Origin of the sequence: Streptomyces sp. AC550_RSS872 (genome assembly GCF_019049285.1) — a bacterium.
Classification (GTDB): domain Bacteria; phylum Actinomycetota; class Actinomycetes; order Streptomycetales; family Streptomycetaceae; genus Streptomyces.
In genome coordinates, this window is sequence record NZ_JAGMUL010000092.1 from 102,923 (window position 1) to 123,648 (window position 20,726).

Below are 20,726 nucleotides of genomic sequence, written 5' to 3' on the forward strand. Positions count from 1 at the left end.
GCCAGGCATACGGCGGCGGTGAGCCGAGCGGATGGTGGAATTCGCGTGGCCTGCGCTCGAGGTGGTTCTCGCCAAGTCGGTGACGGATCGCCGCCCCCGGTCATGGGGTCGTGGTAATCCTGAGAGTCGTCGCTCGCCGCACACCGGTTTCACCCAGCAGCTCAACCAACGCCGCGTTGAAATTCTCCAGCCCGTCAGCCTCCAAGTGGGCGACGATCTCCCCCGGGAAGATCCCACTCGCCAACACCTTGCAGCCACCAAGACTGTGATGTGTCAGGCGCTCGAGCGCGACGTCATCACTAGCCGGCTCCACCTCGAACAGAACATATCCACGGGCCAGCATCGCCGATACCTCACTTCATTCTCGATGCCCGGTTCGTCACATAGGGGACGAATTGTATGTTCTGGGCAAATTAACACTGCCGTACTCCGGTTCCCGGGAGGCGCAGTCGTGTTATGGAGCGATCACTTGATCGCGCAAAAGCCCAGTTGCCGGGCGGAGTCGTGGCCTCGGACGACCCAGTATCCGTACCCGCACCGCTGCCACTGATCGTCCCAGCGGCGATACAGTTCCCATCTCGTCCAGCCGGGTGAGTGTGTCGGAAAGGTTGTGCAGGCAGGTTTCGCGGTCACGGCGGATCGCAAAGATCGTGGCGATGTCGGCGTCGGTCGGACGCGGCGATGACAGTCGAGCAGTCTACAATTGTTCACCAGCCGGGCTCGGGTCGCTCATACGAAGACCGTAGAAGCGCGCCAGGAGGACCTGACGGGTAGTCAGTCCAGGTGTCAGTCCAGGTGCGAATCAGTGAGGTCTTTCAGCGCGGCCACTGATCGGGGGACGGCGTAGGCGTCCCCAACGGACAAGGCTCCCGTGCCGTTGGAGGAGGTGTTCGACGTCTCAACTCGCGACCGCAAGAGCCTTGTTGGTTCTCTGTCCTGACCCACTGGACCTGCCTCATGCCCTGGTCGAGTGGGTCACCCTGCTCATCGTCACCCGCGAGGGTGACCACCGCTGCAAGCTCCCGCCGCACCAGCGTGCTCTGGTCGCTCTGGTGTACCTGCATCAGAACGTCACTCTCGCGCAGCTTGCGGCCGGCTTCGGTATCTCGACCGGCACCGCCCACGCCTACACGACCGCAGTAATCGGCCTGCTCGCCGCCCGCGCGCCCGGCCTGCTGCGTGCCCTGCGCGAGACCGATCCGGACTACGTCCTGATCGACGGCACCCTTGCCGAGTGCGACCGGGTCGGCGACAGCCGCGCGACTTCTCCCACAAGCACCGCCGGCGCGGAGTGAACGTGCAGGTGGTGACCGACCCTGCCGGCAGGCTGCTGTGGATCTCACCCTTCTGCCCGGCCGGGCGCACGACCTGAGGCGCATGGCCTGACAGGTGCTCCGGCGCCCTTGACGTCGGTCCGGCTTCCCCGCACGAGTGCGGTCAGCTGCCGGGATCGACTTGCCCCGAAGCACAGTTTATTCAGCAAGGTGTATGCGCACCGACGACGCGAGGTCCTTACTGCTTTGAGGCCACGACGGCGAAGCAACATAGCGTGAGGTCGCCGGTTAACAAACCGGCGATCCTTCGCGTCGATCGCCACCGGCACGAGGGCAAGCCGGCGGAGCTCCACACCCGTGGCTGGGCGGCGATGGTGGGGGTGGCAACGTAGGTGCGGCGGTCCATGAATGCGGACCGATCTCCCGATCGAACTTATAAAGCGGATCTCGGCGGGCTATCGTCCGCCTGTGCTGGTCGGAACGAGTCGGAGCACGCCGTCGTGTTTTGAAGTCATTCCGAGAGCTCAGAACGTCGAGTTACCGTCACTCCGAATAGGGCACCCGGAGCTTGGCCCAGGACTTTGCTCCCGGCCAGCCGTCCGCGTCCGCACCCTGGTACCCGAGCTTCCGCTGCCACCTGGCGTAGCAGTCGCGGTGGTGTGTCGTCCACTGACGTCCGCTGAGAGGGTGGGCCGAGGGTGGACCGGCCGGACCAAATTCGGAGCATCCCTCTTCGACCAGGCGCATTGCCATCATGCTGATGATCGGGCTGCTCGGCTCATTTTTGAACCACTCGGAACCTGGGAAGGGAACGTAGCCGTCTTCTGCACTCATGCTTGCACAGTAGGCGTGTCCACCATTGCCTACATGCTCACGGCTTTGCGACTCGGTAAGTTCATGCGATTAGCGGATGTCTGAGGATCGCTATCGCGGCATCCGGCTCGGCCGACAAGCTGCGCTACTCGTACGGCAGAGGGGGCGAGGACCCGGGACGTTAAAGCCGTTCAGAGCGCGGCATCGATTGCCATCCATGCTCGACGCAGGCACGCCACCACCCAGGCTCTGGGCGTCAGAACGCAGCGCTACGCGCTCAACGACGCTCAGGATCATTGCGCAAGGCAGCTCTCGGTCTGCCGGCTCCTCGTGCCGCACTTGACCTGCCTCACGCCCTGGTCGAGGGAGTCTCAATGATGGTGTCAAGCCGACTGGGTGGCTGACGGGGTGGGCGTGAAGTGCCTCTTGTCGCGGAGCATGGCCCAAAGGACGTCCACTCGACGGCGTGCGAGGGCGAGCAGGGCCTGGGTGTGGATCAGTCCTTCGGCGCGTTTCTTGAGGTAGTAGTCCCGGGAGGGGCCCGGGCGCATCATGGCGGTTTGGGCGGCCATGTAGAAGACGTGTCGCAGGCGGCGGTGGTAGCGCTTGGGGCGGTGGTGGTTGCCGGTTCGGCGGCCGGAGTCGCGTGACACCGGTGCTAGTCCCGCGTGGGCGGCCAGGCGGCCGGCGTCTGCGTAGCTGGACAGGTCTCCGACGATGGCGAGGAGCTCGGCCCCGAGGATGGGTCCCATGCCAGGCAGAGATTCGATGACTTCGGCGCGCTCGTCAAGGCGGAATGCTTCGCGGATCTCCCGGTCGGTGTCTTTGATCCATTCGTCGAGCATGAGGAGCTGGTGGGCGAGGTCGCACACGAGTTTGGCGGCTCGCTTTCGCCCGATAGAGCTGTCACCTGGGATCGGGCTGCTTCGAGCGCGCGGGCGGCGACCTCATCTGCACTGCGGACCGCACGTCCTGCCAGCCAGTCCGCGAGCTGCTTGACGCCGACTCGCTGCACGGCGGCCGGGGTCTGGTATTCGGTCAGCATAACGACCGGTCCCTTGGCAGCTGAGTAGTCGAAGGCCCGCTCCAGAGCGGGGCAGATGCCTACCAGGGCATCGCGCAGGCGGTTGATCAGCCGCACCTGGTCGGCGATCAAATCGGCTCGATGCGTGGTGAGCAACTGGAGACCAGCCACGGTCTCGTTCGGCAAGTTCAGCGGCGTGAAGTCCCGGCGCATACGCGCGGTGTCGGCGATGACCAGGGCGTCCTTGGCGTCGGTCTTCCCTTCGCCGCGGTAGGCGCCGGACATTCGGTTGACCGTTCGTCCAGGCACGTACACCACGCTCTGACCGTTGGCGATTAACAGTGCAAGCAGCAACGTTGAGGCCCGGCCGGAGATATCGACCGCCCATCGCACCTCGTTGGCCATCTCGCACGCTGCGACGATCAGTTCCAGGATCTCGTCTTCACCGTTGACGACCTTCCTCGAAAGCACCTTCTCTCCGGTGGCGTTGACCCCGACAGCCCAGTGATGGGCCTTGCCAGCGTCGATGCCGACCCAGATCTGCTCATGACGCTCCGTCACCGTCATCGCTCCTTTCCCCCAGGAAGCAGCACCCTCAGAGTCCGGGAACGCTCCGCCGCCGAGCCCTTAACCAGCGATGACCGCAGTTCTCAATCAGCGGCCGGAGCATCCCGGAGGACCGGGCAGCCACTCACTCGGAGCCATCAACGGCAGGTCACCATCAGCTACACCCAGTCCTCCCGGACCACCACCATTCTTAAGGGGTCACCATGCTCATCGTCACCCGCGAGGGTACCGCCGCTGCAAGCTCCCGCCGCACCAGCGTGCTCTGGTCGCTCTGGTGTACCTGCATCAGAACGTCACTCTCGCGCAGCTTGCGGCCGGCTTCGGTATCTCGACCGGCATCGCCCACGCCTACACGGCCGCAGTAATCGGCCTGCTCGCCGCCCGCGCGCCCGGCCTGCTGCGCGCGCTGCGCGAAGCCGACCCCGACTACGTCCTGTTGGACGGCACCCTTGCCGAGTGCGACCGGGTCGGCGACAGCCGCGCCGACTACTCCCACAAGCACCGCCGACGCGGAGTGAACGTGCAGGTGGTGACCGACCCGGCGGGGCGGCTGCTGTGGATCTCGCCGACGCTGCCCGGCCGCGCACACGATCTCACTGCGGCCCGCACCCACCAGATCATCCGGATCTGCGAACGCCAGGGCGTCCCGTCCTCGCCAACCGCGCCTACATCCAGTACCCCCCCCCGGCACCTCATCGACGGATGCCTCGCCGGGACCGGACTATCCCTCACGCCAACGACTTCATGAGTTCAAGCTCAGTAGAGGGCGTCTGAAAAGCCTGTCAGCGGGCAAGTTGCCTGGTAGCGGGGCGGTGGCGCACTTTCGGGGGCTGGGGTGTGCGGGCTGCGTACCCGTTACTCGACGGATCTGTCCGATCCGGAGTGGGAGATCCTCCGTCCGTTGGTTCCGGCGGTCAAGTCCGGTGGGCGACCGGCGAAACACACGCGGCGGGAGATCCTCGACGCGTTGGCGTACTGGCTGCGGGCCGGCTGTGCCTGGAGACTGCTGCCGCATGACCTGCCGCCGTGGCAGACGGTCTACTACTACTGGCGGCGATGGCAACAAGAAGGCGTGTGGGAACGGATGCTGACGGCGCTGCGCGAACGCGAGCGGGTGCAGCTCGGCCGTGATCCCACGCCCAGTGCGGCCATCGTGGACAGCCAGAGCGTTCGGGCCAGTGAGCGTGGCGGCCTGCACGGGTAAGGTCAACGTATCAAGCGCCACCTGCTCGTCGACACCCGCGGCACCGTCCTGCTGGCCTGCGTGAGCCCGGCGAGCGTCGGCGATCGCGACGGCGCCGTGGTGCTGTTCTCCCGGGCTGCCGATGCCTTCCCGCGCCTTCGGCACGTGTGGGCGGACCAGGGCTACCGGGGCGCCGACTTCCACACCTGGGCCCGGGAAGCCACCGGCCTCACCGTGGAGGTCGTGCAGCGCCGCGACGGTGGATTCCGCTCGACCTGGGCTCGGGTGGGGGAACCGCCTCCAGCAGTGCCCCTCTTCGCGGTGGTCCCGCGGCGCTGGGTGGTAGAGCGGACGTTCGCCTGGCTGGGACGGTGCCGCCGCCTGTCGAAGGACTACGAGTACCTTCGCGTCTGCTCGGAGAATGCCATCTACCTCGCCATGGTCATGCTCCTCGTGCGGCGCCTCGCAAGATCAGCCCGCTGACGGGCTTTTCAGACGCCCTCTAGCCGAGTTGGTGAACAACCGCGTGCCTACCCTGCGGCTTCGTCACGGACCTCGCCGGGACCTCGACGCCGTCGTCGCCGGTCTCCGCACCGACGGCGGCTACGCTCAGCAGACAAAGTCCGAGCTGTTGGCCCAGAAGGTTAGATGCGACCATGTCTGAGCTCCGATGATGCCGTCGACCGTGATATCGGCGCATCCCTGAAATCTGCGTGTTGCAGCATCAGTGACCGGGCCGAAAACCCCATCCTGGACGAGGTCTTTGCCCGTCATTGAATTGTTCAGGTAGCACTGCGCCTGTTTCACCGCTACTCCTGACGAGCCACGCTTGACTGATGGACGGGACTTGGTATGGTTGCAAACTTGACTGGCCATAGAGAGCCTCCTCTACATACTGTCCTCAAGTGCTTGGACTAGTGCTTCGAAGCCGGGAACTCAGTACGATGAGTTACCCTCATCCGGATAGGGGACCCGGAGCTTAGCCCAGGACTTTGATCCCGGCCAGCCGTCCGCGTCCGCGCCCCGGTACCCGAGTTTCCGCTGCCACATGGCATAGGAGTCGCGGTGCTGCGTCGTCCACTGAGACGGTGGACCGCCCTGACCGTACGCGGAACACCCCTCTTCGACGAGGCGGATTGCCATCATCGTGATGATTGGGCTATTCGGTTGACTCTTGAACCACTCCGAACCTGGGAATGGAATGTAGCCAGATTCATCTTTCGCGACGATCAGCCGTTGCCCGACGAAGATTTTGTCCGGGTCGGGGATGTTGTTCCACGCTTGAAGCTGTTCGACCGTGGTCCCGAAGCGGTTAGCAAGGTCCCACAGCGTGTCGCCCGTTCTGACGGTGTGGAAGGTGTCTTCTCCGTTCATATTTGTATGCTAAGCGCCTCGGTTGGTCCTCGCATGTTCGCCCGGGTTGCTGTGGTGAGGTCATTCGGACAGCGGGTGCCGGTGGACTGTTCCGGAGAACATCGCACTACAGAAGCCCCGGAATTGGGCTGGGCTTGCGGTGGTCCTCACAGGAGATTCGGCGATCACCGTCGCTGCTGTCTGGGGCGTTGCTCGTGCAGATGACGCTCAGTCTGTTGCCATCCGTACCCGTTCATTTACTGCCGTCAGCACAATGACAACAGCGTACTTCGGTATCAGGGCCGTCAGCCACACCGCTCAGTCCAGGGCCTCGCGGCCGCCGACAGCACCGGATGTAACGCCCTGGCAGATTGGCTAACGCCGGTTGTACGTATCTCACTTGGTCACCAACGCGCCCGACATGATGCGGGCCGGTTGCCTGGCAGGCCTTGCGATTCGGATCAGTCGCGATCACCGGATCCCACGCGACAAGAACCCGCGCGCGCAGCTCACGCGCGAACGGGCTCCCATGCAACTCCCCCACCGGCGCTATCTGACTGTTCGCCTATTCCATGTTCAACAGCTTTGGTAACGCACCATGCGAGACGGTGCCGCGCTAGTACTGCACGCTGGACGAGGCGACGCGACGGCATGCAGCACAAGGGAGGGCTGCACGGCAAGGAGACGATGAGGGTGACGCCGGCCTGGTCGGCGCCCCCTCCTGACGCGCCACGGGCCAATCCTGGTGTCGTAAGGTCATGAAGTCACGAAAGAGCGGCCGGAAAGCGCCAACCTGACGGCTCGGAGTCCCCAGCCACCTGCCGAAGCGCAACCCGCAAGTAAGCTGGCGGAGTTAGGGCGGCCGGATGACGCAGTAGCGTCATCCGGCCGCCCTAACTCCCATCGGCACTACACTGCCCGGTCAGCCCGCGGACTCTGCTTCTGATTCCGCCTTCGATACAAGCAGCCGTTGCCCGATCTTGATTTTGTTCGGGTCGCGAATCTTGTTCCATGCTTGAAGCTGTTCGACTGTGGTCCCGAACCGGTTAGCAAGGTCCCACAGCGTGTCGCCCGTTCTGACGGTGTGGAAGGTGTCTTCTCCGTTCATATTTCCATTCTAGGCGCCTCAACCTAACCTCGCATATTCGCGCGGGTGGAAGTAGTGGGGCCACCCGGAGGGGCGGAACGTAAGGGTGTTCATGCTGTATCATTTGCGTTCGACAAATTGGAGGAGCGGTGCAGAGCTTGGAGACCCAGAGGATCCCGTAGTGCAGAAGATCTGACGTGGGCTGGGCTCTTGGCGGTCCTCACACGCGGTACTGCAATCACCATCGGAGGTGGGGACCTTCGGCTTCCGCCGCCGTGTACACCTCGTCGACCAACGCTGCGAATCGCACCGAACGGCGATCTCCCAGGGCTGATGCGTACCTTCGCCACGGATCGGCATACGCATGCCAATGCCTCCGCGCTGCTTCCCCTGGGAAGTGGTCTGTGAGGAGTACCCGCAAAAGGCAATCGAGACCACTGCATCACTCGTGACACTTGTTGCGCAGCCAGTAGGCATGCGAGTTGTCGCAGAACGTGGCAAAGCCTGTGCCGAGCGCCGTGCCGGCGACCGCTGACCGCGCAAGGGGAAGAAGAGATGGGCCAGCGCACAGGGACTTCGCCGCCGACCTATTCCTTAGAATGCAAAGAACACGACCAGGTTCCCCCAGTCCAATGCCGCTGCAACTCGATCGTTATGGGTTGATCTCGTATCTCCTGAGGACCGTCCACGCGCCAGGAGCCCGGTAATGGATTTGTCCGGTCTGGCGGACAACCATGGTTTCCTCGACCGACCTTGGCCATGGACCCGTCGTCCGGTGCCTCCGCCGCTCACGCTACGGCAGCAGCGGCTCCAGGCGATCCCGAAGCGGCTCTTCGCAGTTGACGGTGCCAGCGCGGGCTGGCACATCGGTCCCCGGGGGTAGATGTCGAGCTGTAGCGGGTCTGAAACACGTCGGGGTCGTTCAACAACTCGCGTTGCGTCGGCCTGCGGGCATCGAAAATGGCAGCCCCGCCGGTATTTCGGGACGGCCCGAGGAGTTTTAACTAGAAGAGGCTGCTGTTGGCCGCTGCGAACGCGTTGGTCTTGGGGGTCTGTGATAGCGCGCGCTCGAAGTTGTGGGCGAACGAGGGGCGTGACAGGGCTGTCAGGGATGCGAGTTGCGGGAGACAACACACCTGCGGTGTGGCTCTTCGTGCATCGCCTGGAGCGCCGGACACCAGGGCCCGTCACCGACCCAGGTCCCGCATCACGTCCCCACTCGCAACTATCAATCGGCAATCTCGCCCACAAGGAATCGGCACGGCGCCGCGACCTCGGCCCGCCAACTACCGCTCGTGGTCACAGCAGTCGGGCGCAGGCCAAGGGCCGGGACCTGCCACCCGGCGCGAAGCCTCTACCCAAACCCGGCGCGAAGGCGGGTGTCCGGTCCGCGGTGTCCCGCGCAGCCGGCTGTAGTCATCTGCGGGGTCGTGCTCCTGCCGCGTCGGATCGGCTGTATTGCCGATCCGACGCAAGGAACGGCGACTGGCCCTGTCCGAAGGACTGCCCGGGCCCGCAGGATCAGGAGCAGGTGAGGGCCAAGCGCCTACGGCAGATTTCGGGTCGTACTCGCGACGAGGCGGCCGACCTCGAAACCCTCCAGGTGGGCGGTGTGTGCTGAGGCGGCGCCAGGGACCAGCAGGTCGGCCTGGCCGCCGATGAGGTCGACGGAGGCGCGGGGGCGCTGGTCGAGGTAGACATCGACGCGATCGACGTTCTCCGCGGTGAGCTTCAGACGGAGCGCGCCGTCGGCGGCGGCCGCCTCCGTGATCGTCACGGCGTGCGGAGTCAGACCCTGCAGGAGGCGGCCCGCGTGGTCCAGGAGATCGGTGTTGCCCTCCAGCAGGTCGCGGCGTGTCATGCGGTGCAGCTCGTCGGGGACGACTCCCAGGTCCTCCACCGGCGTGCCCGAGTTCGGGCCGACCCGCAGCGTGCGGCGTATCGACACCCGCATCCCGGCACCCTTCGGCAGGGCCGTGTAGGGCGTGCCCGGGTCGTCCGCCAGGAACTCGGTCAACCGGTCGTGCTGCCAGACGTTGGCGCCGCCGGCGCCCGTGTTCTCGTCGGTGCCGAGCACGGGGCCGATGTCGTGGTCCTGGAAGCCCGCCGCGAAGATGTCCGTGGCCGAGTAGCACCGGGCGTTGGTGATGAGTACGACGGGCCCGAAGTACTGCTGTCCGATGGCGTTGGCGCCGTTCTCGGGGCTGATCGGGAAGGCGCCGGAGTAGACCGAGCCGGTCTCGACGGCCTGTTCCATGGACGGCACCCAGGGGCCCAGATCCAGTCCCGGAGTGCCCTGGAGCCGCCGGCAGATCCGCAGGTTGAGCGGGGTGTTGACGAACTGTGCCGGTTCGGGGTTGATCCGGCGCGGCGTCAGTGTCTGCAGGGTGAACTCGGCGGCGTGGATGTGCCCTCCGCCGTTGTCCCGGACGTCCACGATGAGACCGCCCTGGGGCAGTTGCCGGATGAGCCGTACGAACTCGGCGACGAACCTGCCGGGGCTGTTGACGTGGAACGTGAAGATGCGGATGTGGCCGAACGTTCCGGAGGGCGTGGTGACGGCCCGGGCCCGGAAGACCGTGGGCATGGTGGTGGCGATCTCGCCCGCCCCCAGGTCCGGTAGGGGTTCGTCCGCCTCGGCGGCCCGCTCCTGGGCGACGACCAGGGGCGCGAACAGCAGCACCTTGGCCCGTTGGGTCTCATCGCCGTCGAGGTCCAGGCCTTGGAACACGGCCGTGTCCCGGTCGGCGGAGACGAACGAGGGCAAGTTCTCCACGATCTGCCAGCTCTGCCGGAGTTCCCGGGCCGTTCCGGCGAGGTCGATGTAGCTGACCGTCACCCACTCCTCCAGCGGCGGGAGATGGATGACGAGCGGCCGCACGGTCAGCGACTGCACACCCCGGCTGCGCCGGGCCGCCGTGTTGCTACCGGCGAACCGGGCCGCGTTGAGGTCGACGGCGTCCTGGATGGGGATGCCGCTCCAGTGGGTGATCTCGACGCCCGGCTCGAATCCCGGCGCCGAGAAGCCGCTCACCACATGGGTGACCAGGAACCGGGTACGGTCCTGTTCCGTGCAGGACTCGATCAGGAAGGGCAGGAAGGCGATCTTGTCCCTGAAGGGGTCGGGCAGCAGGTAGTTGGTGTGCAGGTCCCGCACCGAGTGGAAGATCTCCGACATCTCCGCGTGGAACAGCCACTCCCTCGGCATGGTCTGCGGTGTCTGCCGCTCCATGCGCCGGCGCAGCAGCCGCAGCCGCTGGACCGGGTTGACGGCGTGCATCGCGGTCTTCAGCGGCAGATGGACGTAGTTCTGTTCCAGCAGGACCAGGGCCTGCTCGGCAAGGAGTCGGCGGTCCTCCAGGGACAACTGGCCGGCGCCGTGCAGGAAGGCGGGCACGGAGGCCGCGCCGAGCAGGTGGTCACGTACCGGCTCCGCCGCGTTCTGGAGGAACTCGGGTGCGTTCTCATGAACCGGTTGGGTCATGGTGATGCACCAAGCCTTCGTAATGTGCGAATCTGGGTCTTGGATGGGGGGGCGGTTCAGCCCCACTGGATGTCGGCCGTGTTCTCCAACGGCGGGCGGTCCGCCACAGACTCGGGAACATGCAGGATGTCGCCCTTGTGGAGGGCCGCGGGGAAGCGCACCCGAGTGCGGTCCTCGACCTCGCCGAGGGTGACCTGGAAGACCCGGAACTCGTCCAGTTCCAGCGCTTCCAGCTGGTCCAGGTTCTGCGTCAGCAGAAACGCTCTGGCCTTCAGCTCGCCGTTCTCGGTGAATGCAATGACCTTGTAGAACTCCCGCGCTATGCGCACGCCCCGGTAGACCCGGTCGTCGTCCTGGAAGACCGGCCCGCCGAAGACGCTGATTCTCAGGTCGTCGACGTCGACGTCGGCGAAGACGGCGTCCTCCAGCGCTCCCCACACCCCGTTCTTGGCACTCTGGTTGAAGTCGTCCATCTGCGGGGTGATGTTGGTGTAGAAGAACGAGTCGGTGTTGGCCTTCCGGGCCTCCGGCAGGCTGCCCCAGAGCAGGTCGGCGCGGCGGGCGATGTGCCCCCGGTCGAGCCGGTTGGCCTGGTACAGCTCGTTGCCGACCTGCGCCGTGGCGGGCAGCCGCTGGTCCTTGACGAAGGGGATGCCGCTGCGGCTGAGCTTCTTCAGCGAGCCGCCGTCGACGTTCCAGGCCACCCAGAACGGGAAGCGCCGCTTCTTGTTCAGGGTGAGCGAGAAATGCGTGTACGGGATGACCGGCGAGCCGTCCAGGAGGGCGGCGTCCCGCGCGAGGTCCGCGTCCAGTTCCGGGGCCTCGACCCGTTCGCCGAGGAAGTCGGCGTCGTAGCCGGCGATGATCTCCAGCTGCTCCGGCGCGGGCTGGCTGAGGGTGATGTCGAGCTTTTCGAACACCGATGTCGACAGGCAGGCGAGGGCGTGCTCGTCCGGATCACCGGTGCCCTCGCCGGCGAAGTGCAGCCCGGCCAGCACCGAACTGACGCGGTCGTCGCCTTCCTTGAACAGCCACACCGCGCCGGAGTCACCGCCGCTGCTGACCTCATCGTCCGCCGACGGATGGTCGGGGTCCGGGCCAATCTCGAAGCACCCGATGGTCCGCTGGCCCGTTCCCCCGCCGTAGTTGATCTTCGCTATGGTGTCGACGCGGCGGACGATGCCGTGGGTGACCCCGGTGGAACGGCCGCTCTTGACCACCTTGTCGCCGAGCTCGGGCTCCCCCAGCGTCCGGGGGGCGACTTCCAGTTCGAGGATCTCCGGGAGGGAGTCGCGGTCTTCGATGGTCGCCACCGCGCAGTCCCCGGCCACGCCCAGGTGGGAGCGCTTGAGCACGCCCATCCGGTTGCGGTCGATGCGATTGTCGTCCCGCGTGCCGGGCTGCACGACCTCGATCCCCAGCTCGCCCAACGGCCCGTGCAGCACATGCCAGTTGCTGAGTACGTACGGTGTCCCGTCGGCCCGGTCGAACACGATGCAGCCGATGGTGCCGGCCGACACCGTCACCGCGCCGACGCTGGCTCCGGGCCGGATGGGGTCCATCCGGCTCTTGCGCAGCGGGCTCTCGACCTCGGCCACCATGTGGAAGCTCGGCTTGTAGGTGCGCTCGATGACATCGGTGGGCACCTCGAAGCCATCGACAGTGATGGTGGCCGGGATCAGCTCGGTGCCCAGGGACTCCAGCACCTCCGGCTCGGCCTTGGTAGCCACGGTGAACTGCAACGCCACATCGCCGCCCGGCTGGTCACCGGTCACCTTGCGGCCGACCCCCACTGAGGTGATGTTCGGATCCTCCAGCAGGTGCGGGCCCCGGACGCGGATGTAATGCCGCAGCGATGAGATGAGTTCATCGTCGGAGGGCGAGCCCATCTTCGCCGAGGCCGTCTTCGGCGCAGGCTTCGGTTGCGGGGTCTTCGAGGCGGTCTTCTTCGTGTTCGTGGTTCTGCTGGCCATGGGGGCACACATCCCTTCGCGGGCGAGACGACGCAGGAGGGCCGCCGGGGATCGGCAGGCATAGGCACGTCGGCGTCGCGCGCAGTAGTGGTCCGGGGCGGCGACGCTCACCAACGCTGCCTTGCATTGGTGGGTGTTCGGTTGCGGCGTCGGTGGTCAAACGAAGATCGCCACGACTATTGCGAGGGCCTGGCCGACCGCGACTGCCTTGATGACTCCGTCGAGCCAGGGGGTGAAGTCCTCGTTCACCCGACCCGGGCAGTCCATCGCCTTCTGTGGCCGGTGCGCTCCCGAGCGTGACACCCGCGGACGGTGCCCAATTCGGTTCGAACTCCTCCAGCTGCTGAACCACTTGGAGCTTTTGCATGAATCAGACGTCAACTATTCCGACCACCCGCCCTCCCGGAGTCGAAGAACCCGAGGAGGTGATTTTGCCGCTCATATCCATGATGGTCGAGCGGCGCGATGAGGCAAGTTGACATTGGAACCCAACGCTTCTGCCTCTTGGCGGATTCTCCCGCAGTCAACTACTTCTAGTGAAGCGTCAAATATTGAATCCAGACGCAATGACGCGTGTCCAATGTTGGCGATCATCTAGGCAACCCAGTCGTAGGCTGCCGGCCATGAGGAATCGCGCTCCCTCGTCAGCCTGACGCTCCGCCCTTCTGGCGAATGGTGCCGGAGCCAATCCGGATGCGCGAGACGGCGACGGGGTCTAACGTAAAAAGCGGCCGCTTGCGCATCGAGTCGGTTCCACACCGAGACGCGCATTTCATCGACTACGGCTGCTGCTTCTTACTTCTCCACGGGAACTCCGCCGGCTCGCACCCGATCCGGCGAGACCGGAGGAGGCAGGACAATGGGACGAGCTCCAGAGAATATGGAAAATCCGGGCGCCGAGGAATCTCGCCGAGCACTCTCGGAATCCCATGGGCACGCGTCCAACGCCCCGGCCGCTCGCCCCAGTACCTGGCAGCATCGCGCCAAGGTCCGCGCGTCCGTTCTGTGGATCGAACTCGACTCTGTCTGTCCGAAGGAGAAGGAAGACGACTGTTCGGACGGAGTGAAGCGGAGCGAGCAGCGTGACGGGGCTCGGCGATTGCTCGTTCGGGCGGAGAAGCTGATCGACAGTGCCGGGAGTCGGCAGCGAAGGTTGTGGGAGCGGATCCATAGTTGGTGGAACGGGGAGCTTTACGAAGGGACTCTCAAGAGCCTGCATGAGGCCGAAGTGCTCATCGTGGGACTGTACGAGCCCAACCGGGCGCTTCGCCATGCTCGGAGTGTGCTGGCGATGGCCAAGCCGATCTGCCGTGGGGACAGCCGGGTGGCACAGGTCGAGCAGCTTCTGGGGTCTTCCAGAGAGACGCCGATTCCCAAGGACCTGCCGGCGGCACTCGCCGAGTTGCTGGGAGCGGCATACGCGGTCGAGGAGGAGAGGGGTGTCCGTAGCCGGAACTTCCGTAACCGGCTGATCCGGGCGGGGTTGGTGCTGACGATACTTCTTGGTGTGGTAGTCGGCGTCGCTTTCGCAGTCGACGGTTCGATCCCCGTATGCGATGTGATCGGCGAGCGACAGACGACCAACTGCATCGGCTCAGACGCCCCGAGCGGGCAGGACACCGGCATCGTCATGCTACTCGGCATGCTCGGCGCCGGTCTGCCGATGATCGCCCGGCTGCAACGGATGGGAGGCAGCTGGAACCCCTACAGCCTGCCGTTCTGGCAGGAGATGATCAAGCTGCCGACCGGCGCCCTGACCGCTGTGGTGGGCCTGGTCCTCGTCGATACCGACTGGCTCCCGTTCGCGAGGCCCGCTGACGGTTGGCGAGAAGTAATCGCCTACGCGATCGCCTTCGGCGTCGGGCAACTGGCCTTCACCCACGCGCTCGATAAACGCACGGAAAAGCTGCTGGCTGCCGACCCCGACGTGGACGAGGCAGAGCAGCTGGAAAACGTACCGTCAAAAAAAGCGGACCGCTGAATCCGCACATCCCGGACCCAGGCCTGGACCCAGGAGAAGCCATGGCCGATCAAGTAGAACTTCCGACTCCCGCCAAAGTGGTCGCAGCCAGAGAACTGCCCGCTCGTGAACCGGTCCAGGACCCCACTTTGCGCATCCCAGTCAACCGGGACTGGGAAGGAAAGCCCGAACCTCGGCATCGACTCGTCACCATCGGTGATTCGCTCACGCACGGATTCCAGAGTGGGGCGATCTTCAGCACCGACATCTCCTTCCCGGCAATCATCGCCCATGAGCTGGGCTGGGGCGGAGGGTTCCGCCACCCCTCCTATCCCGGATACGGGGGTCTGCCACTCAACATCGAATTGCTGCTGCGGGAGTTGGAGGAACGCTTCGGGAAGAACCTCGACTGGTGGGAGGCGGCTCTGGCACTGTTCCACGCCCGGGGATTCCTGGACAAGGCTGAAGACTACTGGGAACGCGGGCCGGGGAAAGACGTGCCTCGGACCACCGGAATCAACCACAACCTCGGGGTGTACGGCTGGGACGTCCGCGATGTGCTGTCCAAAAACGCGAAGATCTGCCGGGACGCCATCGACGAACCAAAGGACAACTTCCTGAAGCAGGTCGTGCAGAACGACGGTGACCGCGCGGCGCTGCGGGTGCTGCCCTCGGCGGGCATCGACGGCGACGAGAACATGACCGTGCTCGCGGCCGCACAACGTCTCGGTGAGGACCGGAGCGCAGACCAGAGACACGGCATCGAGACGCTGATCGTCTTCGTCGGCGCCAACAACGCCCTGCAGACGGTGACCAAGCTCAAGGTGAAGTGGAGCGGCCCGGACTACAAGGACCTGAAGGGCAAGGAGTCGTACACGGTCTGGGATCCCGATCATTTCAAGGAAGAACTGCGGGAACTCGCCAAGCAGGTGCGCGGCATCGCGGCGCGGCATGTCATCTGGTGCACCGTGCCCCACGTCACCATCGCGCCGATCGCGCGCGGGGTGGCGCGCAAGATGACCATCGGCTCGCGGTACTACCCCTACTACACCCGGCCATGGATCAGCGATCGGGACTTCAACCCCACCGTGCACCCACACGTGACGGGCGAGCAGGCCAGGGACATCGACTTGGCGATCGACCTGTACAACGACGCCATCACCGCCCAGGTGAAAAACGCGCGGGACGACGGCCGGGACTGGTACCTCATGGATACGGCCGGGCTGCTCGACCGGCTCGCCGCCAAGCGCTACATCGACGATCCCAATGCCCGGCCGGCGTGGTGGCAGCCCTATCCCCTGCCGCCGCAGCTGGCGGCCCTGCCTACGCCGCCGAACTCCCACTTCCTGACCAGCGACGGCAATGGGCGCACCGATGGAGGTCTGTTCTCCCTCGACGGCGTCCACCCCACCACCGTCGGATACGGCATCATGGCCCAGGAACTGGTCAACATCATGCGCCTGGCAGGCGTCGAGTTCCGCCATCTGGACGGCACGGTACGACCGGACCCGGTCCTCGTCGACTTCGATCGGCTCATCCGCCGCGACACCTTGATCAACCAGCCTCCGGGCAACCTGACCTCGGGGTTCGAGGTCCTCGCCTGGGCGGAGGCGTCGATCAGTCTGCTGAAGCGCACACTCTATTTCCGGGGCTGACCGGTGGTCAGCCCACGCCCGCCACCCCGATGTACTCGCCGCGCACGCAAGGAACGCGCCCGCTGGCAGCGAGAAAGGTATCCGCTGGGGTGGATGCCCCCTTCAAGGCGCAGCCTGATGGGCTGCCCCAACGCAGGGCAATGCCATCCGCGCGCCTCTTGGCGACTCAGCCCCGCACCCGCGGGCATCGGAATGCCGCCGAACGACGCAGGTGAACGGTCACGTGGGGGACGCGTTGGAAAAACTTGGGCGCCACTGTCGATCCAGCCACGCCCCGTTCGACATCCCGATGTAGGAGGCATCGCCACAGAGGAGACGACAGCACATGACGAGGGAACACATGGAGCAGCTGCTGCGAGTGCAGAACTTCACCATCTCGAGCGACGGCGTCGCCGCCGGCGAGGACCAGAGCCTGGAGCGGCCTTTCGGCCACACCATCGATCCGGGAAGGCTCTTCGCCTGGGCCGGCGCCACAGCGAGCTGGCCCATCCGCACCGAGCCCGGGGGAAGCCGGGGCCTCGACGACTACTTCACCCGGGACTTCAGCCACAACATCGGCGCCGAGATCATGGGCCGCAACAAGTTCGGACCCCAGCGCGGTCCCTGGCATGACCACGAGTGGCGCGGCTGGTGGGGTGACGAGCCGCCCTTCCACACGCCGGTGTTCGTCCTGACCCACCACAAGCGTCCGTCGTTCACGCTCTCCGACACCACGTTCCATTTCGTGGACGGCGATCCCGCCACCGTTCTCGCGCAGGCGCGGGAGGCCGCACAGGGCAAGGATGTCCGGCTCGGCGGCGGCGTGACCACCATTCGGGAGTTCCTCGACGCCGACCTCGTCGACACCATGCATGTTGCCGTCTCACCGGTGAAGCTCGGTTCCGGGCTACGCCTGTGGGACTCGCCGGAACAGCTGCTGGACCGGTTCCACATAGAGGTCGTGCCCAGCCCGAGCGGCGTGACGCACCACCTTTTCTGGCGCAAATGACAAGACAGAGAACGCGGGAACCTCAGCACGGCCGACGCGAGCATGCTGGCAGATGAACGCGTAGTTGTGGGCGAGTCACCGTTGCAGCCCCCCGTACTCGCCCACAATCACTGACCAGCCACACGCGCAACAGGCCTTCACTGCCTCTTCTTCGGATGGGCGGCGAAGAACTCCCACATCAGATCGGTGGCGTTGACGTCGGAGTCGGCGAAGGCCATGTCGTTGTTCAGGCCGCCGGGCCAGGAATGACCCATGCGGGCCAGTCGGTAGGTGGTCACCTCGGAGCCGTTCGGGCACGTGGCCGTGGTTCGCTTGACTTCCTTCTCCACCTCCTCAGGCGAGGCGGTCTTGCAGTCCACACGCTTCTGCCAGGTCTTGATGCCGGTGTCGAAACTGTCGTAGTACCGGTCCAGTTCGCCGATAAAGGTGATGACGGAGACCGGGGATTCAGGGCGATACGAGTCGTCCTCCGCGGCCGAGCCGATGAAGCCGCCGCTGACGGGGGCGACGGCGGCGAAGACGTCGTGGAGTTCCACGGCGGCCTTGAGGGACATATCGCCGCCGTTGGAGATGCCAGTCGCGTAGATGCGGTCCGGGTCTGCGCCCCAGATGTCGACGAGGCGGTCGGTGATCGTGCGGAGCAGGCCGACGTCGTCCTCGGAGCCGCAGCACACCAGGGCGTTGAAGGCCTGCGCATGACCGTCCGGGTACACGACAAGGAAGTTCTCCCGGTCGGCCTTCGTGCTCAGGCCGCTGAGCTGTTCGACGTAGCGCCCGGTGCTGGGGTAGGGGTGCATGGCGATCACCAGGGGCAGTTTCTTGTCCGGGGTGTAGCCAGGGGGTGCGTGCACCTTGTAGGTGCGCTGTTGACCCTTCCAGGTGAGCTTGACCGTCTGGTCACCAGGGCGGGGAACTTCTGCCTCCGGTGAGGATGACGACGTAGGCCTCTTGGACGGCTCGTCCTCGGCGCCGGAGTCTTCGGGGCCGGAGGAACAGGCGGTCAGGACGAGGACGGCGCACAGGGCCACGACGGTGAGTGGGCCGCGTAAGGACGTAGTCCCTCGGGTCAGCATGGCGCACATGGTCGCAGTGGGGTGCGGGGCGGTCCAGAGGAATGGTTGGTTCGCAGCACCCGTGCTCTCATGTCGGCGACGCGTGAATCGTGGTTCTGGATCACTTTCGGTGCTGGGACCACGGAGAGTCACCAAAACCGCGATCATGAACGGCCTCGCGCGGTGAGGAGGACCCGTTTGCGGAGTAGGTCGAAGTTGGCGCGGCCGAACATCTGTCGCTTCAGCATCTTGATCTTGTTGTTGTGGCCTTCGACGGCGCCGGAGCTGTAGCTCAGGCTGAGACCTGCGACGACGGCCTCAAGGTCCTGCCGCAGGCCGGTGACGAAGGTGTGCAGGGCAGGGAGATCATCGCCCTTCACCTTGGCCATCCACTGGCCGAGGCCGCAGCCTTGACGGTCGTTCATGAGCTCGGCGAACGCGCGGACGTGGTAGGCGGTACGGTCGAGAGCAGGGCAGCGGGCCAGGATCTCCTTGAGCCGCTGGGCCTGGTCGTCGGTGAGACGGTCGGGGTGGCGGGTGAGCCAACCGGTCACTTCGCGCACGGACGGTGCTTTGCGGGCGGATCGAGCGGGGAGGCGTCACGGAGTCGGTGTACGTACTTCTTCACGACGCTCTCCCCGCCGGTGTACCCATGCTCGCGCAATTCCTCGAACAGGCGACGGGCGACAGTGCAACCCTCGGCCCACCGTTGGTGAATGTAGGGCTTGTAGGGGTCGAGGATGCCAGTGCGGCCGGTCCACTGGCCGGCCAGGAGCTCGTCCGGGCTCGCCGCGTGGGCGAGACGGCGGACGGTGTTGCGGGCCAGCCCGAGCTTCCGGCCGATCGCGCGCAGCCCAACTCCCTTGTCAAGGAGGGCATGGACAGCTGCGTGATGCTCACGGACGCGATCGGACAGGCGGCCGGCCGTGCGCGGCCCTGGTGGTGAGAGAGGTTCGAGGTCCACCGTTTCGGTGACCGCGCTGACCTGCGTGTTGGCAGCGTCGTGCGGTTCGCGGAGCAGGGCGCGGTGCTGGACGACGGTCTTCTAGACGCATTCGGCGAGGTTGGACCAGATGTGCCAGCGGTCCGCAACATGGACCGCCTCCGGGGCGCCGATCCACCCGGCCTCAGCAAAGGCAGTCGAGCGATCCCGGCAGATCACTTCGACACCAGGATGCTCGGTGAGCCACCGGGCCACAGTCGTCGTGGTCCGGTCTGACAGCAGGTCGACGGGCTGGCGGGTCTCGATATCGAGCAGGATCGTGCCGTAGTTGTGCCCCTTGCGCAGCGCGAATTCATCCATCCCGAGAACCCGCGGGGTGGTCGACTTGGGCTCTGGCAGGCGGCGGATCAGCCGTACCAGCGTCGAACGGCTCACCTGGGACGTCAGGACCTGGGAGAAGCGAGCTCCGGCCCGTCCGGCCAACATCACCGCCAGGCGCTCAAGCACCTTCTACAGACCGGCACTTCGCCTCCCATACCGGAAGGTGAGCCCGTCGATCTGCTCGGCGAAGGTCGCCTGCCGACAGGATCGTCCGCGGCAGCGGAAGCGCCGCACCCGTAACTCGATCAGCACTCGCCGTCCACCAACCGCATGGTCGGCGAACCGACGTACGTACCGGCTGTGCACCCGGGACGACAGCGTTCCGCACGCCGGACACGCGGCCTGACTCGCAGTCGTCCGTGCTAGAACAATCACCAACTTGCCTTCAGCCACGGCATTTTCGAGCACGACACCTGCGACCTGGTGGAACCACAGGTCCTGGAGGAGCACATCACCCACGGCCGTTCATGATCGCGGTTTTGGTGCCCCTTCGTGGTCTCAGCACCGAAAGTGATCCAGAACCACTTTTCAGCCGTCGCCGACACTTCAGCCGCCAGTCCCACGGCGTGCGGGAGCGGAACGTCTGCTCGCTCCCGATCGCCGCCTCGTCCCGCGCGAACTTCCCGGCTGGCCCACAGGCGCTTGATTGCGACGCGTTCACCCTACGCCTCTTCCCTGGTGAGCATCTTCCCCACCGATCCTCAGTGGTCGACTCCGAAACCCCTCGGAGGTTGACTGTGGAGCCTGTGTTGTGTGTGGTGCGGAGTCAGAGGCTGGGGTCGGTGAGGTAGAGGCCGCAGGCGCAGCCGAGGGCGTCTTCGGGGGTGCCGGCGAAACCGCTGGTGGGCAGGATGGCGTCTTGGCACTCATCGGTGCCCGCGAAACGGAGGGCGAAGCCCCAGGTACTGGCGGATCCGCCGTGGCGTAGACGCATCTGCTCGCCGTCATTCAACCGAGGCGTTTGACAGCGAAACCAGTCGTTCAGGTTT

Annotated in this window: 17 protein-coding genes and 5 pseudogenes; 8 read left to right on the forward strand and 14 right to left on the reverse strand. The window is 65.5% G+C overall.

The annotated features are described in order from the left end of the window. Positions 1 to 100 precede the first annotated feature (100 nt). Complete coding sequence (locus KUM44_RS30205) at positions 101 to 343, reverse strand: hypothetical protein (protein WP_217212938.1); 243 nt, start codon at positions 341 to 343, stop codon at positions 101 to 103. A gap of 580 nt (positions 344 to 923) precedes the next feature. On the opposite strand from KUM44_RS30205, the pseudogene KUM44_RS30210 reads away from it, so the two are divergent. Next, positions 924 to 1,371: pseudogene (locus KUM44_RS30210) on the forward strand (transposase family protein); the annotation flags it as partial. A 446-nt stretch (positions 1,372 to 1,817) separates the two neighbouring features. On the opposite strand, the gene KUM44_RS47700 reads toward KUM44_RS30210, so the two are convergent. Beyond that, positions 1,818 to 2,108, reverse strand: coding sequence for a peptidoglycan-binding protein (locus tag KUM44_RS47700; RefSeq protein WP_217212939.1), 291 nt, complete (start codon positions 2,106 to 2,108; stop codon positions 1,818 to 1,820). A 362-nt stretch (positions 2,109 to 2,470) separates the two neighbouring features. Continuing rightward, positions 2,471 to 3,678: pseudogene (locus tag KUM44_RS30220) on the reverse strand (IS110 family transposase). 203 nt (positions 3,679 to 3,881) lie between these two features. Here KUM44_RS30220 and KUM44_RS30225 point away from each other — a divergent pair. Then, a pseudogene (locus KUM44_RS30225) lies at positions 3,882 to 4,347 on the forward strand (transposase family protein); the annotation flags it as partial. Between the two features lie 166 nt (positions 4,348 to 4,513). Then, positions 4,514 to 5,344, forward strand: a pseudogene (locus KUM44_RS30230) (IS5 family transposase). Between the two features lie 126 nt (positions 5,345 to 5,470). On the opposite strand, the gene KUM44_RS46930 reads toward KUM44_RS30230, so the two are convergent. From KUM44_RS46930 to KUM44_RS30260, 6 genes are all read right to left on the reverse strand, one after another. Then, a complete protein-coding gene (locus KUM44_RS46930) occupies positions 5,471 to 5,668 on the reverse strand; it encodes a peptidoglycan-binding protein (RefSeq protein WP_217212940.1) in 198 nt (65 codons plus the stop codon). Between the two features lie 129 nt (positions 5,669 to 5,797). Further along, positions 5,798 to 6,235 carry a peptidoglycan-binding protein gene (locus tag KUM44_RS30240; protein WP_254390314.1) on the reverse strand — a complete coding sequence of 146 codons (438 nt, stop codon included), beginning with the start codon at positions 6,233 to 6,235 and terminating at the stop codon, positions 5,798 to 5,800. Positions 6,236 to 7,136: 901 nt separating this feature from the next. Then, positions 7,137 to 7,322 (reverse strand): LysM domain-containing protein, encoded by a 186-nt coding sequence (locus tag KUM44_RS30245; protein WP_217212941.1) that lies wholly within the window; start codon positions 7,320 to 7,322, stop codon positions 7,137 to 7,139. Positions 7,323 to 8,847: 1,525 nt separating this feature from the next. Next, the gene (locus KUM44_RS30250) at positions 8,848 to 10,785 is read right to left on the reverse strand and encodes a S41 family peptidase (protein WP_217212942.1); all 1,938 of its coding nucleotides are present in this window, start codon (positions 10,783 to 10,785) and stop codon (positions 8,848 to 8,850) included. 56 nt (positions 10,786 to 10,841) lie between these two features. Next, positions 10,842 to 12,758 carry a DNA/RNA non-specific endonuclease gene (locus tag KUM44_RS30255; protein ID WP_217212943.1) on the reverse strand — a complete coding sequence of 639 codons (1,917 nt, stop codon included), beginning with the start codon at positions 12,756 to 12,758 and terminating at the stop codon, positions 10,842 to 10,844. A gap of 156 nt (positions 12,759 to 12,914) precedes the next feature. Next, entirely contained in the window at positions 12,915 to 13,061 is a 147-nt protein-coding gene (locus KUM44_RS30260) for a hypothetical protein (RefSeq protein WP_217212944.1), read from the reverse strand. 556 nt (positions 13,062 to 13,617) lie between these two features. Between KUM44_RS30260 and KUM44_RS30265 the strand changes: the two genes are divergently transcribed. From KUM44_RS30265 to KUM44_RS30275, 4 genes and pseudogenes are all read left to right on the forward strand, one after another. Further along, positions 13,618 to 14,739, forward strand: coding sequence for a hypothetical protein (locus KUM44_RS30265; RefSeq protein WP_217212945.1), 1,122 nt, complete (start codon positions 13,618 to 13,620; stop codon positions 14,737 to 14,739). 128 nt (positions 14,740 to 14,867) lie between these two features. Then, complete coding sequence (locus KUM44_RS30270) at positions 14,868 to 16,373, forward strand: hypothetical protein (RefSeq protein ID WP_254390315.1); 1,506 nt, start codon at positions 14,868 to 14,870, stop codon at positions 16,371 to 16,373. Between the two features lies 1 nt (position 16,374). Further along, positions 16,375 to 16,491: pseudogene (locus tag KUM44_RS45880) on the forward strand (IS630 family transposase); the annotation flags it as partial. Between the two features lie 222 nt (positions 16,492 to 16,713). Continuing rightward, entirely contained in the window at positions 16,714 to 17,361 is a 648-nt protein-coding gene (locus tag KUM44_RS30275) for a dihydrofolate reductase family protein (protein ID WP_217213087.1), read from the forward strand. Between the two features lie 137 nt (positions 17,362 to 17,498). Here KUM44_RS30275 and KUM44_RS30280 read toward each other — a convergent pair whose 3' ends face one another. Together KUM44_RS30280 and KUM44_RS30285 are read right to left on the reverse strand one after the other, a co-directional pair. Then, positions 17,499 to 18,434 (reverse strand): PHB depolymerase family esterase, encoded by a 936-nt coding sequence (locus KUM44_RS30280; protein ID WP_254390316.1) that lies wholly within the window; start codon positions 18,432 to 18,434, stop codon positions 17,499 to 17,501. A gap of 143 nt (positions 18,435 to 18,577) precedes the next feature. Beyond that, a complete protein-coding gene (locus tag KUM44_RS30285; RefSeq protein WP_217212947.1) occupies positions 18,578 to 18,976 on the reverse strand; it encodes a transposase in 399 nt (132 codons plus the stop codon). An 89-nt stretch (positions 18,977 to 19,065) separates the two neighbouring features. Between KUM44_RS30285 and KUM44_RS30290 the strand changes: the two genes are divergently transcribed. Then, entirely contained in the window at positions 19,066 to 19,359 is a 294-nt protein-coding gene (locus KUM44_RS30290; protein ID WP_217212948.1) for a hypothetical protein, read from the forward strand. 99 nt (positions 19,360 to 19,458) lie between these two features. Here the strand turns inward: KUM44_RS30290 and KUM44_RS47320 are convergent, their stop codons facing one another. From KUM44_RS47320 to KUM44_RS30305, 3 genes are all read right to left on the reverse strand, one after another. After that, a complete protein-coding gene (locus tag KUM44_RS47320; RefSeq protein ID WP_217212949.1) occupies positions 19,459 to 19,863 on the reverse strand; it encodes a transposase in 405 nt (134 codons plus the stop codon). Positions 19,864 to 19,866: 3 nt separating this feature from the next. Next, a complete protein-coding gene (locus KUM44_RS30300) occupies positions 19,867 to 20,196 on the reverse strand; it encodes a transposase family protein (protein ID WP_217212950.1) in 330 nt (109 codons plus the stop codon). 307 nt (positions 20,197 to 20,503) lie between these two features. Then, entirely contained in the window at positions 20,504 to 20,671 is a 168-nt protein-coding gene (locus tag KUM44_RS30305; protein ID WP_217212951.1) for a hypothetical protein, read from the reverse strand. Positions 20,672 to 20,726 lie beyond the last annotated feature (55 nt).